Origin of the sequence: Brevundimonas sp. G8 (assembly GCF_902506205.1) — a bacterium.
Taxonomy (GTDB): Bacteria; Pseudomonadota; Alphaproteobacteria; order Caulobacterales; family Caulobacteraceae; genus Brevundimonas.
Genome location: NZ_LR732816.1, coordinates 2488594 through 2503343 on the forward strand (window position 1 = coordinate 2488594; position 14750 = coordinate 2503343).

The following is a 14750-nucleotide window of genomic DNA, read 5'->3' on the forward strand; positions in this document are numbered from 1 at the left end:
GATCAACGACGGCCTGGGAGAGGAAACCATAATGACCAGACGCTCGAAATTCGTGTTGTTGGCGACGACCGCTTCGGCGGTTCTGCTCACCGGAGCCGTGCAGGCCCAAGAATCGCTGCCGGCGGCGGCTGAAGACAACTCCACCCAGGTCGAGGACATCGTCGTCGTCGGGACCAACATCCGCGGTGCGCGAACTACGACCGCCCTGCCTGTGATCGTCGCCGATCGTGAGCAGATCGACGCCACCGGCGCCACAACTGGCGATGAGTTACTTCGCACCATTCCACAGATGGGCGATGTCCAGTTCGACAGCTCCAGCGGGGCGCAGACATCCAACTCCGCACGTGGCGACGTCAACTCCGTCAATCTTCGTTCACTGGGTGTAGGCAACACGCTCGTGCTGCTGAACGGGCGTCGCGTGATTCAGCACCCGACCAGCCAGGGTACATCGGATACCGGCACGGTGCCGGTGCTGAGCTATAACTCCAACGCCATCCCCGTTGCGGGTCTGGAGCGGTTGGAAGTCCTGCTGGACGGCGCGGCGGCCATCTATGGCGCGGACGCCGTGGCGGGTGTGGTCAACACTGTGCTGCGTGACAACATCGACGGCCTGACGATCAGCGCACGCTACGGCGGCGCGGAAGGCACGCAGATGCGGGATTTCGAGACCAACCTGTTCGCCGGTCGAAACTTCGAACGCGGCAATATCTCGCTGTTCTCCAACTACGCCTCGCGCACCGCCCTGTGGGCGTCCGATCAGGATTTCACCCGTTCGGACGACATACGTCCGCTGTTCGCCGACGACCCTGATTTCGCCAACGTTCAATCGCTGGATGGTCGCTCGTCAAATACGCCTTGGGCGCGTCTTTCGGTCGGATCTCGGGGTGTGATCCGCTCCAACGGGGTGGCGGTCACCAATACTGCGGGCGCTTTCCGTTTTCAGCCGACCAGCTTTGGGTGTGGGGTCAACGTCGGGGGCGACATCTGCATCGCCAGCGGCAACCACAACTTCAACACGACCAACAGGGACATGCGGTACGACACCCGTGTGGATACGACGGTGCGGCCGTCGGTTGAACGTGCGAACCTGTTTTTGACGGGCCGTTACGACCTGACGCCGGACATCGAGGCCTTTGGTGAGATCGGCTATTACACCGCCCACAGCCGCGCCGTTCAGCCGCCGGTCGTCAATCTGAACCAGATCTGGATTCCAGCCAGCAACTACTACAATCCTTTCGGCCCGGTCCGCTTTGTAGATGGTTCGCTGAATCCGAACCGCCTGCCCAACCTGACCGGCGTGTCCACGGCCGGCCTGCCTGTCCTGATGACCAACTATCGCTTCGTCGATGCCGGCTTCCAGGTGGTCAAGGTCGACAACTATCAGGCGCGTCTGCTAGGCGGCCTGCGGGGCGAATGGCGCGGCTTCAACTGGGAGACGGCTGTCAGCTACTCAGAGGCCGAGGCTGAAGATTCGTCTCCCAACATCAATATGACCGCCTTGCAGCGGCAGCTGGCTCTGTCGACTCCCGACGCCTACAATCCCTTCAGCGGCGGCTGCGTGGCCACGCCAAGCTTCGGCGACTGCTCGCCCAGCTCCCAGGCGGCGATCGACGCCATCGTGTTCGATATGCGCCGTATATCTCGCACGACCTTGGCCATGGCGGACCTCAAACTGTCGCGAGGGGACCTGTTCACCTTGCCGGCTGGTCCGGTCGGGGTGGCTTTCGGCCTCGAAGCCCGCCGTGAAACCCAAAGCGACGACCGCGACGAGAATATAGACGGCACCTTCACCTTCACCGACATGGTGACGGGCGAAAGGAACGCTTCCAACGTTTCGGCCGTCAGCCCCAACCCGGATACGAAGGGAAGCCGCGAGGTCTTCTCGACCTATCTGGAGTTCGCCGTGCCGCTGGTCTCGCCCGAGATGAACATCCCCTTGGTCAATCGCATCGATGTGCAGTTGGCGGGCCGATACGAGCATTATTCGGACTTCGGATCGGTGGCCAAGCCCAAGATCGCGGCGGCCTGGGACATCGTGCCCGGCGTCAGGGTGCGCGGTTCATACTCCGAAGGCTTCCGTGCGCCGAACCTCGAACAGACCAACGCCACGGAATACGGCCGTCTGGCGACCGGCATCGACTATGTGCGGTGCGAGGCCGATCTGCGCGCGGGCAGGATTTCCAACTTCGCGCAATGCTCGCAGAACACGTCCAGTGTGTCGTTGCTGGTGGCGGGCAATCCTGATCTGGAGCCGGAAGAAAGCACCAACACCTCCTATGGCCTGGTGCTTCAGCCGCATTTCATTCCTGAACGCTTTGGCTCTTTCACCTTCACGATCGATCGTTGGCGGATCGAACAGGAGAAGATCGTCGGCCTGTTGGGCTCTCAGACGGCTCTTGCTCTGGATTATCTGAACCGCGTTCAGGGCGGGTCGAACCCGCTGGTCAATCGTCGCGCGCCGACGCCTGAAGATATCTTGCTGTTCCAAGGCACGGGCCTGACGCCTGCCGGCGAGGTGACGTCGATCAATGATCGCTTCATCAACCTGCAGCCTCAGACCGTTTCCGGCCTGGACCTGGCGATGAACTGGTCGCTGCGGCGGACCCGCTATGGCACCTTCACCTTGAACGTGAATGCTTCGAAGCTGGAAGAATTCACGCGCGATCCGGGCGACATCGTCAACGCGCTGTTTGCGGCGCGTGCGGACGGCACGATCAACGCCGGCACAACCCTGCCGGATCCATCGCAGTTGATCGGCCAGAACGGACGTCCTGAATGGCGGGTCAACGCCAGTCTGACGTGGCGCAAGGGGCCGTGGCGATCGGGCCTGTCCAGCCAGTATATCAGCGACTTCGAACAACCCGGCCTGCTGGGAGTGTCCGGCAATCCGTTTGTCGTCGATTCTCGTCGCACGATAAACGGCTACATCGACTACGCCTTCCCTGACGAAACACGGGTGCGGCTGGGTGGGCGCGATCTGACGAACGAGGGTCCGCCTTTGGCCGACAACGGGTATCGCGGCACGGTCCACAGCCCATGGGGTCGCTACTGGTACGTCAACGTGTCCAAGACGTTCTGAGAAGGATAGGGCCATGACCGTTCGCTCCGTCGGATGCCTCGCTGTGCTGGTTCTCACGTCCATGGGGATCGCGCCGCTCGCCCAGGCTCAGGAGGCAAGAACGACGACGGCGGAGGCGCCAGTCGCAGCGGCCTGTCCCGACTATGTGCCGCAGGAGACGCGGTGCTGGTCGGGCCGGGCGGCCAAGGGCGGCTATTACTGGATCGCCGTGCCCAAGGATTGGAACGGCGCTCTGGTCGTCCACGCGCATGGCGGTCCGCGCACCAGCGCGCCTAAGGCTGAAGACCCGCTGGAGGACCTGGAGCGGTTCTCCATGACGGTGCGGGAAGGGTTCGCCTGGGCGGGCTCGACCTATCGCCGCGGCGGCTATGGCGTGCGGATGGCGGCGCAGGATACGGACGACCTGCGCCGGATTTTCTGGGAGGCGTTCGGAAAGCCCAAGCGCACCTTGGTGCACGGACAGTCGTGGGGCGGCAATGTCGCGGCGAAGACCGCCGAGTTGTATGGCCGCGACGCCGAGGGGCAGGTGGTGTGGGACGGCGTCGTCCTGACCAACGGCGTCATCGGCGGCGGCACGCGGACCTATCAGTTCCGGGCCGATCTGCGGGCCGTCTATCAGTTCTATTGCAACAATCATCCGCGCACGGACGAACCTCAATATCCACTGTGGCAGGGCTTGCCGTTGGACAGCCATCTGACCCGCGCGCAACTGACCGAACGTGTCCAGACCTGCACCGGGGCAGGCTTGCCTGAGGCGCGACGCTCAGCCGAACAGAAGCGCAATCTGGCGGATATCCTGGCTGTGACAGGCGTAAATGAGGAGCAGTTGGCTCCGCACCTAGCCTGGGCGACCTTCCTGTTCCGCGACATGGTTCAGCGGCGGCTGGACGGGCTGAACCCGTTCGACAACAGCCAGACCGTTTATCAAGGTTCTCACGACGACGCGGCTTTGAATGCAGGCGTTCAACGCTTCGCCGTCGACCCCATGGGCTTGGCGCGCCTGGCCTATGACGCCGATCTCAGCGGTCTGATCGTGGCGCCGACCTTGACGATCCACGCCAAGAACGACGCGACCGCCTTCGTCTCCAACGATGCGCTGTATCGCGAGACGGTCGCCGCCGCTGGACGGTCGGGCCTGCTGGTCCAGACCTTTACGGACGAGTCTGAGCACAGCCGCCTGTCTCCACCCGAGTATGTGGGGCTGTTCCAGGCCATGATGCGCTGGCTGGACGAGGGCGTGAAACCGACGCCTGGCGACGTGGCGACGCTGTGTCAGGCTGCGGCGTCACGCTATGATGACGGCTGTCATTTCGACGAGGATTTCCGACCCTCCATCGATCAGCGCGCCAACTGATCGGCGCCATCCGTCGGTAGACGGATCAATCGTCGCCGCATCGTCTTGGCGTCGTCGTCAAGACGATGCGGGGGTGTCGTCGCCTCGACACCGGTCCGTCGTAGGGCACCTCCCAGCTTAGTCGAATCTGGGGGATCAGATGTCCAAGACCACATTGAAGACGCGCCTGCTGGCCGCCGCCACCCTAACGGGCGTCATGACGGCCGGATCGGTCGCCTGGGCGCAGGAACAGGCGCCGGTCAACAGCGTCGAAGACGTCATCGTCACCGCGCAGCTGCGCGAACAGAAGACCATCGACGTGCCGTTCGCCCTGACGGCCTATTCGGGCCAGTTCCTGGAAGACCTGGGCATTCAGGAGTTCGAACAGCTGTCGGCCTTCGTGCCGGGCTTCCTGGTGCAGAACCAGTCGCCTAACAATCCGGGCTTCGTGATGCGCGGCATCACCTCCGATTCCGGCGCCGCGACCTCCGAGGCCCGCGTTTCGGTGTTCCAGGACGGGGTGTCGATCTCCAAGTCGCGCGGTTCCTATGTCGAGTTGTTCGACCTTGAGCGCGTCGAGATCGCCAAGGGGCCGCAATCGACGCTTTACGGGCGCGGCGCCCTGATCGGCGCGGTCAATCTTGTTCAGAACCGCGCGCGTCCCGGCGAGACCGAAGCCTATGCCAATATCGAGGCGGGCAACGAAGGCTATCGCATGGTTGAGGGCGCGCTGAACCTGCCGGTCGGCGAGACCGCCGGCCTGCGCCTGGCCACGCGCCTGAAGACCCGCGACGGCTCGGTCGAGAACCTGCTGGGCGGCGAGGATTTCAACGCCATCGAGACCCGGGCTTTCCGTCTATCCGGCGCCTGGACACCGTCGGACGCCATGCGGTTCGACGTGATCGGCAACTATCAGAAGGACAACGCCTCGGGGACGTCGTTCAAGTCGATCGCCTATGCGCCGGCCGATCCGAACACCGGCGCCGTGCTGGGCGGCAAGGAGCCCTGGGAAGGTGCGGCCCTGACGCCGGGCGCCGCGTTTGACGGCGGCAAGTCGCTGGGTCTGGACCGCGAAGTCTGGGGCGTGACGGGTCTGGCCCGCATCGACCTGAACGCCGCCTGGACGCTGAATTCGACCACGGCCTATCGCGAGTTCACCAACTACGAGACCTTTGACGCCGATGGCGTGTCCTTGCCGCTGCTGACGGCCGCCGAGGATACGCATGGCGAACAGTGGAGCCAGGACCTGCGTTTGGGCTTCGACAACGGCGGCCGCCTGACGGGCTTCGTCGGCGCGGGTTGGTTCCATGAAGAGGGCTATCAGCGCACCCCGACCCAGTTCGACGAGCGCCTGATCCTGGCGCAGCTGTCCGGCCTGCTGGACGGTTCGCCTGCGACGGTCAGTGATCGGACCCTGCCGCTGACCGCCTATCCGGCCATCGCGCAGCTCGCACTCGGTGGCCTGCTGACGCCGCTCGGCGCCGGCGCCTTCGCTACGCCTATCGCCGCCAATCTGAAGTCGGCGCACATCGAGACGCCGACCAACAGCTCGGAACTGACGTCCTACGATGTCTTCGCCGACGCCACATATGCCTTCACCGACCGGTTCGAGATGTCGGCGGGCGTGCGCTACACTCGCGACGACAAGACCACCGGATACGCCAGTTCGGTACAGAGCCGTTCTGTGCTCGGCGCCCTGCTGGCGCTGCAAGCGGGCGCCATTCCCGCGGCGCAGGTTCCGACCTTCCTCGGCGCCTTGGCCAACCCCGCCTATCTGGCCATTCCCGCCAGCGCCTTCCCGCTGTTCGGCCTGATCTCGCAGCCGACCGCAAACAACGGCGACTTCGCCTATTTCGACTCCAAGGATGACGGCGTGACCTGGCGTCTGACCGCGCGCTATGCGCTGACGGACGATACGAACGTCTATGCCAACTATGCGCGCGGTCGCCGCCCGGAAGTGATCAGCGCATCGGGCCCGTCGGCGCCGCTGGGCGCGCCCCGGTTCGCCCCGGTGGAAGCCGAGACGGTCGACAGCTATGAGGTCGGCGCCAAGTCGTCACTGCTGGACGGCCGCCTGCGCGTCGATGGCGCGGTGTTCCTGTACAACTACGAAAACTTCCAGACGACGATCCAGCAGGGCACGACCTTCGTCGTCACAAACGCCGGCGAAGCCAAGTCGTATGGCTTCGAGACCCAGGCCAACTTCGCCGTCGCGTCGAACTTCGACCTGTTCGCCACCTATGCCTACAACCACTCGCGGTTCGAGAACGGCATCTATGACGGCAACCAGTTCCGCCTGTCGCCGGATAACGCCGCCTCGATCGGCGCAACCTGGCGTCTGCCGGTCGCTGGGGGCGCGGTCGTGGTGCAGCCGACCTACACCTGGCAGTCCAAGGTCTTCTTCAGCGACGACAACGACCGCCCGGACCTGCAAACGACGGCGCGTGGCGCGATCGTTGCGGACCTGATCCAAGACGAATCTCAGGACGCCTATGGCCTACTGAACCTGCGCGTCCGCTACATCCCGGACTCCGGAGCCTGGGGCGTCGAGGCCTTCGGCGAGAACGTGCTGGACGAGGAATATATCAAGGACGCCGGCAATACGGGCGACGGCCTGGGGATGCCGACCTTCATCGCCGGTCGGCCTGCGTCGTACGGCCTCGTGTTCAAGCTGAAGCTCTGAGGATCTGACGATGAAAATGGATCGCCGCAGTCTTCTGGGGCTCCTCGGTGCGGGGGCGGCGTCGCCTGCCGTGGCGCAGGGGACCAACACCGGATCGGTCGCCTTCCTGCACGGGGTGGCCAGCGGCGATCCCGACACGCGCTCGGCCGTCTTCTGGACCCGCGTCACCCCGGCCGATCCGGCGGTCGGGGACGTCGCGGTGGTGCTGGAAGTCGCACATGACGCCGGGTTCGGCGACATCGTGCGTCGCTCGACCGGGCTGCGCGCGCGGGCCGAGCGGGACTTCACCGTCAAGCACGACCTGGATGGACAGGGCCTGGAGCCGGGGGGCGAGTATTTCTATCGCTTCGTCGCCAATGGCGTGACCTCGCCGGTCGGGCGGGTGCGGACCCTGCCCGAGGGCGCGACGGCCGATCTGGCCCTGGCCGTGGTGTCGTGCCAGCTCTATCCGGGCGGCCTGTTCAACGCCTATGACGCCCTGTCCAGGCTGGATCGGCTGGACGCCGTCGTTCACCTGGGCGACTACATCTACGAATATGGGGCCGAGCCGTCCGACTATGGCATGAGCGCGGGCGTGGCCCTGGGGCGCATTCCCCAGCCGCCGCACGAGATCGTCAGCCTGGCTGACTATCGGATGCGTCACGCGCAATACAAGATCGATCCCGACCTTCAGGCCGCCCATGCCCGTGCGCCCTTCATCTGCGTGTGGGACGATCACGAGGTGGCCAACGACGCCTGGATGATGGGCGCCGAAAACCACCAGCCCGAGACCGAGGGCGACTTCGCGACACGCAAGGCGGCAGCCCTGCGCGCCTATTACGAATGGATGCCGATCCGTGAGCCCAAGGCGGGTGCGCTGAACGAGGCGATCAACCGCAGCTTCGACTTCGGCGACCTGGCCACCCTGACGATGGTCGAGACCCGGCTGCTGGCGCGTGGCGAGCAGATGACCTTCGCCGACATCCCCAAGACGGCGGAGGGTGCGCCGGATGTCGCGGCGTTCGAGGCGCTGCGTCAGGCGTCGGATCGCGACCTGCTGGGCGAGCGTCAGCGTCAGTGGATCGGTGAGACGCTGAGCCGCTCCAAGGCCGCGGGGCGTCCGTGGCAGATCCTGGGCAATCAGGTGGTGATGGCCAAGGTCAAGGGACCGGACATCTCACGCATGATGCCGCCGGAGCAGATCCAGCAGATGGTCGCGTCACTGCCGGCCGACGTCCGGCCTCAGGTCGAGGCGGCGATCCAGTTGTTCAAGCTGGGCCTGCCGTTCAATCTCGACAGCTGGGACGGCTATCCGGCCGGGCGCGAGCGTCTGTACGAAACCTTTGCTGCGGCGGACGTGGCGCCCATCGTCCTGGCGGGCGACAGCCATGCCTTCTGGGTCAACGAACTGCATGACAAGGCGGGCGCACGCCGGGCGGTGGAGTTCGGCACCTCCTCGATCTCCAGCCCGTCGCCGGGCGACCATGTCGGCGGCCTGCCGCTGGGCGTGGCGCTGTCGGCGGCCAATCCCGAGGTCAAGTTCTGTGACCAGACGTCCAAGGGGTATGTGCTGCTGAACGTCACGCGAGACCAAGTCGTCGGCGAGCTGTGGGCCGTGTCGACCATCGCCGCCAAACCCTATGAGCTTAAGAAGGTGAAGACCTTCGCCGTCTCTCCGCAAGGCGACCTGACGGAAGTCTGAAGCGGTCCTAGGTTCAAACGCAATACGGCCCGCAGGCGACTGCGGGCCGTGTCTTTTTGTGTGCGGTGAATGCGGTGGATCAGACTGGCTTGGCGCGGTCCTTGTCCGAGGAGCTGCGGGCCAGTTCGCGGTTCAGCCACAGGGCCAGCAGGGTGCAGACGGCGCCCGACAGCAGATAGGCGCCGGCGGCGATCAGGCCGAACTGGCTGGAGATCCACAGGGCCGCCAGCGGGGCGAAGCCTGCGCCGAACAGCCAGGCCAAGTCGGATGTCAGAGCCGATGAGGTGTAGCGGTTGGTCAGGCTGAAGCTGGACGCCACCGGCCCCGAGGCTTGGCCGAACGACAGGCCCAGCAGGATGAAGCCGGAGATCATAAAGGTCAGCTCGCCCGCCGTGCCGCCGTTCAGCAGTTGTGGCGCAAAACCCGAGAAGGCGGCGATGCCGGCGGCAGTGATCGCCAGCAGGGTGCGGCGGCCGTAGCGGTCGGCCAAAACGCCCGAAGCCAGGATGGCCATCAGGCCGAAGACCGCGCCCACCATCTCGATCAGCAGGAAGCGGACCGGGGTCTCGTTGGTGAACAGGAAGACCCACGACAGGGGGAAGACCGTGACCATGTGGAACATGGCGAAGCTGGCCAGGGGAGCGAAGGCGCCGATGGCGATCTTGGGGCCTTCGGCGCGCAGGGCCTGCGACACCGGGGTCGGCTGAAGCTCGCGGGTCTCGAACAGTTTCTGGAAGGCGGGCGTCACCACGATGCGCAGGCGGGCGAACAGGGCCACCACGTTGATGGCGAAGGCCACGAAGAACGGATAGCGCCAGCCCCAATCGAGGAAGTCGGGCGCCGACAGGGTGTTCAGGAAGAAGGCGAACAGGGCCGAGGCGACCAGCAGGCCGATGGGCGCGCCCAGCTGCGGGATCATGGCGTACCAGCCGCGCTTGCCCTCGGGGGCATTCAGCGCCAGCAGCGAGGCCAGACCATCCCAGGTGCCGCCCAGGGCGACGCCCTGGCCGATGCGGGTGAGGGCCAGCAGCACCGGCGCCCACATGCCGATGCTTTCGAAACCGGGGATGAAGGCGACGGAGACGGTCGAGGTGCCCAGCAGCAACAGGGCGGTCGTCAGCTTGGCGCCCCGTCCGAACTTGCGGTCGATGGCGATGAACAGGACCGTGCCCAGCGGGCGGAACAGGAAGGCGAGGGCGAAGATCGCAAACGACAGCAGTGTGCCGCCGACAGCGCCCGCATAGGGGAAGATCAGTTGCGGGAAGACGACCACCGAGGCGATGGCGTAAACAAAGAAGTCGAAAAACTCGGAAGTTCGGCCGATAATGACGCCGATGGCGATTTCGCCGGCGTCAACCTTGCCATGCCCCTTATGAAGAGCGGCGGCGTCGCGTTCCAGCGACTCTGACGAAGGGGTCGTCGAGGCGGACATGGGCTAGGTCGCTCCGTGTGAGATGGTAATCTGGGCGTACGGCAGGTCGCCGCATTATGACCGGGCGCCCTTTGCGATGAAAGCGGCCTCAAGAGGATAGGACAGATTGTCCAATGTCGTTCCAGATCGAAGCTGACTATCCCGCCGCCTACGAACGCCAACCGTCGCGGCGCCTCCCCCTTGCCCGACGCTTTTCGATTGGATCCGCTTTGCGCCGTCTGCGCCTACTCCTGCTCGCGCCCCTCGTGGCCCTGCTGTCGGCCTGCAATCTGGTCGTGCTGAACCCTGCCGGCGACGTCGCCGCCCAGCAGGGCGACCTGCTGATGATCTCCACGCTGTTGATGCTGATCATCATCGTGCCGGTGATGGCGCTGATCGTCTTCTTCGCCTGGAAGTACCGGGCGTCGAACAAGGAGGCCGAGGCCGAATATCAGCCAGACTGGGACCACTCCACGTCGCTGGAACTGGTCATCTGGGCCGCGCCGCTGATGATCATCATCTGCCTGGGCGCGCTGACCTGGGCGGGCACCCACCTGCTGGACCCCTATCGTCCGATCGACCGGATCAAGCCAGGACAGGCTGTCGAGGAGGGCGTCGAACCACTTCAGGTCAATGTGGTCGCGCTCGACTGGAAGTGGATGTTCATCTACCCGCAGTACGGTATCGCCACAGTCAATGAACTGGCGGCGCCGGTCGATCGTCCGATCCGCTTCCACATCACCTCGTCCTCGGTGATGAACAGCTTCTACATTCCCGCCCTGGCCGGTCAGATTTACGCCATGCCGGGCATGGAGACGAAGCTGCACGCCGTGATCAACCGTCCGGGCGAATACGAAGGCTTCTCGGCCAACTATTCCGGCGACGGCTTCTCCAACATGCGCTTCGCCTTCCACGGTCTGGATCAGGCCGGCTTCGACCAGTGGGTGTCGGGCGTGCGTCAGGGCGGCCAGACGCTGGATCGCGATCAGTATCTGGAGCTGGAAAAGCCCAGCGAGAAGGTGCCGGTCCTGCACTTCGGCGCTGTCGACGGCGCGCTGTGGGACGCGATCCTGAATATGTGCGTCGAGCCGGGCAAGATGTGCATGGGCGAGATGATGGCCATCGACAAACAGGGCGGCCTGTCCATGGCGTCGATACGCAACACCATGCCGCTGGTTTACGACAAATACGCCGGGCGCGGTAAGTCGCCGGCCTATTTCGGCTCCAACGAAAGCTACGTCATGACCATCTGCACGCCGTTGCAGGCCGAGGCGCGCGCCGCCGACCGGATGCGTCAGGCCGAGCTGGATGTCGTCGCCGGCCCCACCAGCCTGGAGCGCCTGACGGGGCAGGGACTGTCGCCCAAGCGCACGCCCATGGCCTCGCTGACGACCCTCGCCAATCCCTTCGCTACGGGGCCGGTTCCGACCGACATCCGTTCCGCCCCCAACGCCTGAGCGAACACAGTCGATGAACGCTGACCAACTCATTCCGCTTATCTTCGGGCGCCTCACGTGGGAGGCCCTGCCTCTGCACGAGCCGATCCTGGTCGTGACCATGTGCGTGGTGCTGCTGGGCGGTCTCGCCCTGTTCGGCGCCCTGACCTATTTCAAGCTGTGGGGATATCTCTGGAAGGAGTGGTTCACCACCGTGGACCACAAGAAGATCGGGATCATGTACATGATCCTGGGTCTGATCATGTTCGTGCGCGGGTTCGCCGACGCCATCATGATGCGCATCCAGCAGGCCATGGCCTTCGGCGGGTCCGAGGGCTATCTGAACGCCCACCACTACGACCAGATATTCACCGCCCACGGCGTGATCATGATCTTCTTCGTGGCCATGCCGCTGGTGACGGGGATCATGAACTATGTCGTGCCGCTGCAGATCGGCGCGCGCGACGTGTCCTTCCCCTTCCTGAACAACTTCAGCTTCTGGATGACCACGGCCGGCGCCATCATCGTCATGGCCTCGCTGTTCGTGGGCGAGTTCGCGCGCACCGGCTGGCTGGCGTATCCGCCGCTGTCGGGCATCGGATACAGCCCCGGCGTCGGGGTCGACTATTACATATGGGCGCTGCAGATCGCGGGGGTGGGGACGACGCTGTCCGGCATCAACCTGATCGCGACCATCGTGAAGATGCGCGCGCCCGGCATGGGCATGATGAAGATGCCGGTCTTCACCTGGACCTCGCTGTGCACCAACGTGCTGATCGTGGCGTCCTTCCCGGTTCTGACCGCCGTCCTGGCCCTGCTGACGCTGGACCGTTACGTCGGCACCAACTTCTTCACGAACGACTTCGGCGGCAACCCGATGATGTACGTGAACCTGATCTGGATCTGGGGTCACCCCGAGGTCTACATCCTGATCCTGCCGCTGTTCGGCGTCTTTTCGGAGATCGCCTCGACCTTCTCGGGCAAGAAGCTGTTCGGCTATACCTCCATGGTCTACGCCACGGTCGTCATTACGGTCCTGTCGTACCTGGTTTGGCTGCACCACTTCTTCACCATGGGCTCTGGCGCCTCGGTCAACAGCTTCTTCGGCATCACCACGATGATCATCTCGATCCCGACCGGGGCCAAGATCTTCAACTGGCTGTTCACGATGTACCGCGGACGCATCCGGTTCGAACTGCCGATGATGTGGCTGATCGCCTTCATGCTGACCTTCGTGATCGGCGGGATGACGGGCGTGCTGCTGGCGGTGCCGCCGGCCGATTTCGTGCTGCACAACTCGCTGTTCCTGGTGGCCCACTTCCACAACGTCATCATCGGCGGCGTGCTGTTCGGCCTGTTCGCGGCCATCAACTTCTGGTGGCCCAAGGCCTTCGGTTTCAAGCTGGACAAGAAGTGGGGCCTGATCAGCTTCTGGTGCTGGGTGCCCGGCTTCTGGCTGGCCTTCCTGCCGCTGTACGTGCTCGGCCTGATGGGCGTGACGCGCCGGATGCGGGTGTTCGACGATCCGTCCTTGCAGATCTGGTTCGTGATCGCCGCCATTGGTGCGGGCGTGATCGCCCTGGGCATCGCGGCCATGTTCATCCAGTTCGCCGTGTCGATCATCAACCGCGACAAGCTGCGCGACACCACGGGCGATCCGTGGGGAGGCCGCACGCTGGAGTGGGCGACGTCCTCGCCGCCGCCGGCCTACAACTTCGCCGCCACGCCGGTCATCCATGACGCCGACGCCTGGTGGGACATGAAGAAGAAGAACTATCAGCGCCCGCTGACCGGCTACAAGGCGATCCACATGCCGTCGAACACCGGAACGGGCGTCATCATCTCGGGCCTGTGCCTGGTGATGGGTCTGGCGCTGATCTGGTACATCTGGTGGCTGGCTGCGATCAGCTTCATCGGGGTGCTGGCCGTCTCGATCGGGCACACCTTCAACTACAAGCGCGACTACTACATCCCCGAGGATGAGGTGCGTGCGACCGAAGAGGCGCGCACGCGCGCCCTGGCCGGAACGGAGGCCTGATCCATGAGCGCGACCACGATCAAGCTCGACGACCCGACCGTCTTCCACCTGGAAGAGGAGCCGCACCACGAGGAAGGCTCCAGCACCATGCTGGGCTTCTGGCTCTATCTGATGAGCGACTGCCTCATCTTCGCGATGCTGTTCGCCGTGTTCGGCGTGCTGGGCGGCAACTACGCCGCCGGGCCTGGACCCAAGGAACTGTTCGATCTGGAGCTGGTGGCGATCAACACCGCCATGCTGCTGTTCTCGTCGATCACCTACGGCTTCGCCATGCTGGCGATGGACAAGAACAACCAGCGTCAGACCCTGATCTGGCTGGCGGTCACGGGCCTGTTCGGCCTGGCCTTCCTGGGGATCGAACTCTACGAGTTCGCGCACCTGATCCACGAGGGCGCGACGCCGCAACGCAGCGCCTTCCTGTCGGCCTTCTTCACCCTGGTGGGCACCCACGGGCTGCACGTCACCTTCGGCATCATCTGGTTGGTGACGCTGATGGTTCAGGTCAGCATGAAGGGCCTGATCCCCGCCAACAAACGCCGCCTGATGTGCCTGTCGATGTTCTGGCACTTCCTGGACGTCATCTGGATCGGCGTCTTCACCTTCGTCTATCTGCTGGGCATGCTGCGATGAGCGCCGACAAGAACGACCATTCGCCTGAGTCCCACGAGACCGACGACCTGGGCCACGAGGCGCACAATCACGGCTCCTACAAGAGCTATATGATCGGGTTCGTGCTGTCGGTGATCCTGACGGCGATCCCGTTCGCCCTGGTGATGACCGGCGTCCTGCCGACCCAGGCGACGGCCTTGATCGTCATGGGCTTCGCCGTGGTGCAGATCGTGGTCCACATGATCTACTTCCTGCACATGAACTCCAAGTCGGAGGGCGGCTGGATCATGCTGGCGCTGATCTTCACCATCATCGTCGTCGTCATCGCCCTGTCGGGTTCGCTGTGGGTCATGTACCACCTGAACACCAACATGATGCCCATGACACACGACATGACGAACATGGGCGGCTGAGGTCGAGATCACGGACACGTCTCCAGCCCCGGATAAGGCCAAGCCCTCGCGACCGATCCGCATCGTC

9 protein-coding genes are annotated in these 14750 nt (G+C 64.4%); 8 read left to right on the forward strand and 1 reads right to left on the reverse strand.

Annotated elements, in window-relative coordinates:
* The first annotated feature begins 31 nt into the window (after positions 1-31).
* The 4 genes from CHRYSEO8AT_RS12005 (at position 32) to CHRYSEO8AT_RS12020 (ending at position 8776) form a co-directional block, all read left to right on the forward strand.
* Positions 32-3079: a TonB-dependent receptor domain-containing protein gene (locus CHRYSEO8AT_RS12005; protein ID WP_159850299.1), complete on the forward strand. Its 3048-nt coding sequence runs from the start codon at positions 32-34 to the stop codon at positions 3077-3079.
* 13 nt (positions 3080-3092) lie between these two features.
* On the forward strand, positions 3093-4433 hold the full coding sequence (locus CHRYSEO8AT_RS12010) for a hypothetical protein (protein ID WP_201304427.1): 1341 nt from the start codon (positions 3093-3095) through the stop codon (positions 4431-4433).
* Between the two features lie 139 nt (positions 4434-4572).
* Positions 4573-7095, forward strand: coding sequence for a TonB-dependent receptor (locus CHRYSEO8AT_RS12015; protein ID WP_159850301.1), 2523 nt, complete (start codon positions 4573-4575; stop codon positions 7093-7095).
* A gap of 10 nt (positions 7096-7105) precedes the next feature.
* Positions 7106-8776: an alkaline phosphatase gene (locus CHRYSEO8AT_RS12020; RefSeq protein ID WP_201304428.1), complete on the forward strand. Its 1671-nt coding sequence runs from the start codon at positions 7106-7108 to the stop codon at positions 8774-8776.
* 79 nt (positions 8777-8855) lie between these two features.
* Here the strand turns inward: CHRYSEO8AT_RS12020 and CHRYSEO8AT_RS12025 are convergent, their stop codons facing one another.
* Entirely contained in the window at positions 8856-10208 is a 1353-nt protein-coding gene (locus CHRYSEO8AT_RS12025; protein WP_159850303.1) for an MFS transporter, read from the reverse strand.
* Positions 10209-10417: 209 nt separating this feature from the next.
* On the opposite strand from CHRYSEO8AT_RS12025, the gene cyoA reads away from it, so the two are divergent.
* Genes cyoA through cyoD form a run of 4 tightly spaced genes read left to right on the forward strand, consistent with a single transcriptional unit; the run spans position 10418 to position 14683 of the window.
* Positions 10418-11644 (forward strand): ubiquinol oxidase subunit II, encoded by a 1227-nt coding sequence (cyoA, locus tag CHRYSEO8AT_RS12030; protein WP_159850305.1) that lies wholly within the window; start codon positions 10418-10420, stop codon positions 11642-11644.
* 13 nt (positions 11645-11657) lie between these two features.
* Complete coding sequence (cyoB, locus tag CHRYSEO8AT_RS12035; RefSeq protein ID WP_159850307.1) at positions 11658-13661, forward strand: cytochrome o ubiquinol oxidase subunit I; 2004 nt, start codon at positions 11658-11660, stop codon at positions 13659-13661.
* 3 nt (positions 13662-13664) lie between these two features.
* The gene (gene cyoC / locus CHRYSEO8AT_RS12040) at positions 13665-14291 is read left to right on the forward strand and encodes a cytochrome o ubiquinol oxidase subunit III (RefSeq protein ID WP_159850310.1); all 627 of its coding nucleotides are present in this window, start codon (positions 13665-13667) and stop codon (positions 14289-14291) included.
* Positions 14288-14683 carry a cytochrome o ubiquinol oxidase subunit IV gene (gene cyoD, locus CHRYSEO8AT_RS12045; protein WP_159850312.1) on the forward strand — a complete coding sequence of 132 codons (396 nt, stop codon included), beginning with the start codon at positions 14288-14290 and terminating at the stop codon, positions 14681-14683. Before cyoC ends, cyoD begins: the two co-directional genes overlap by 4 nt.
* Positions 14684-14750 lie beyond the last annotated feature (67 nt).

Bases quoted from the DNA above. Each gene is read 5' to 3' on its own strand.
- CHRYSEO8AT_RS12010 (WP_201304427.1), top strand. From the start codon at position 3,093: ATGACCGTTCGCTCCGTCGGATGCCTCGCTGTGCTGGTTCTCACGTCC.
- CHRYSEO8AT_RS12020 (WP_201304428.1), top strand. From the start codon at position 7,106: ATGAAAATGGATCGCCGCAGTCTTCTGGGGCTCCTCGGTGCGGGGGCG.
- cyoB (WP_159850307.1), top strand. From the start codon at position 11,658: ATGAACGCTGACCAACTCATTCCGCTTATCTTCGGGCGCCTCACGTGG.
- cyoD (WP_159850312.1), top strand. From the start codon at position 14,288: ATGAGCGCCGACAAGAACGACCATTCGCCTGAGTCCCACGAGACCGAC.
- cyoC (WP_159850310.1), top strand. From the start codon at position 13,665: ATGAGCGCGACCACGATCAAGCTCGACGACCCGACCGTCTTCCACCTG.
- CHRYSEO8AT_RS12005 (WP_159850299.1), top strand. From the start codon at position 32: ATGACCAGACGCTCGAAATTCGTGTTGTTGGCGACGACCGCTTCGGCG.
- CHRYSEO8AT_RS12015 (WP_159850301.1), top strand. From the start codon at position 4,573: ATGTCCAAGACCACATTGAAGACGCGCCTGCTGGCCGCCGCCACCCTA.
- CHRYSEO8AT_RS12025 (WP_159850303.1), bottom strand. From the start codon at position 10,208: ATGTCCGCCTCGACGACCCCTTCGTCAGAGTCGCTGGAACGCGACGCC.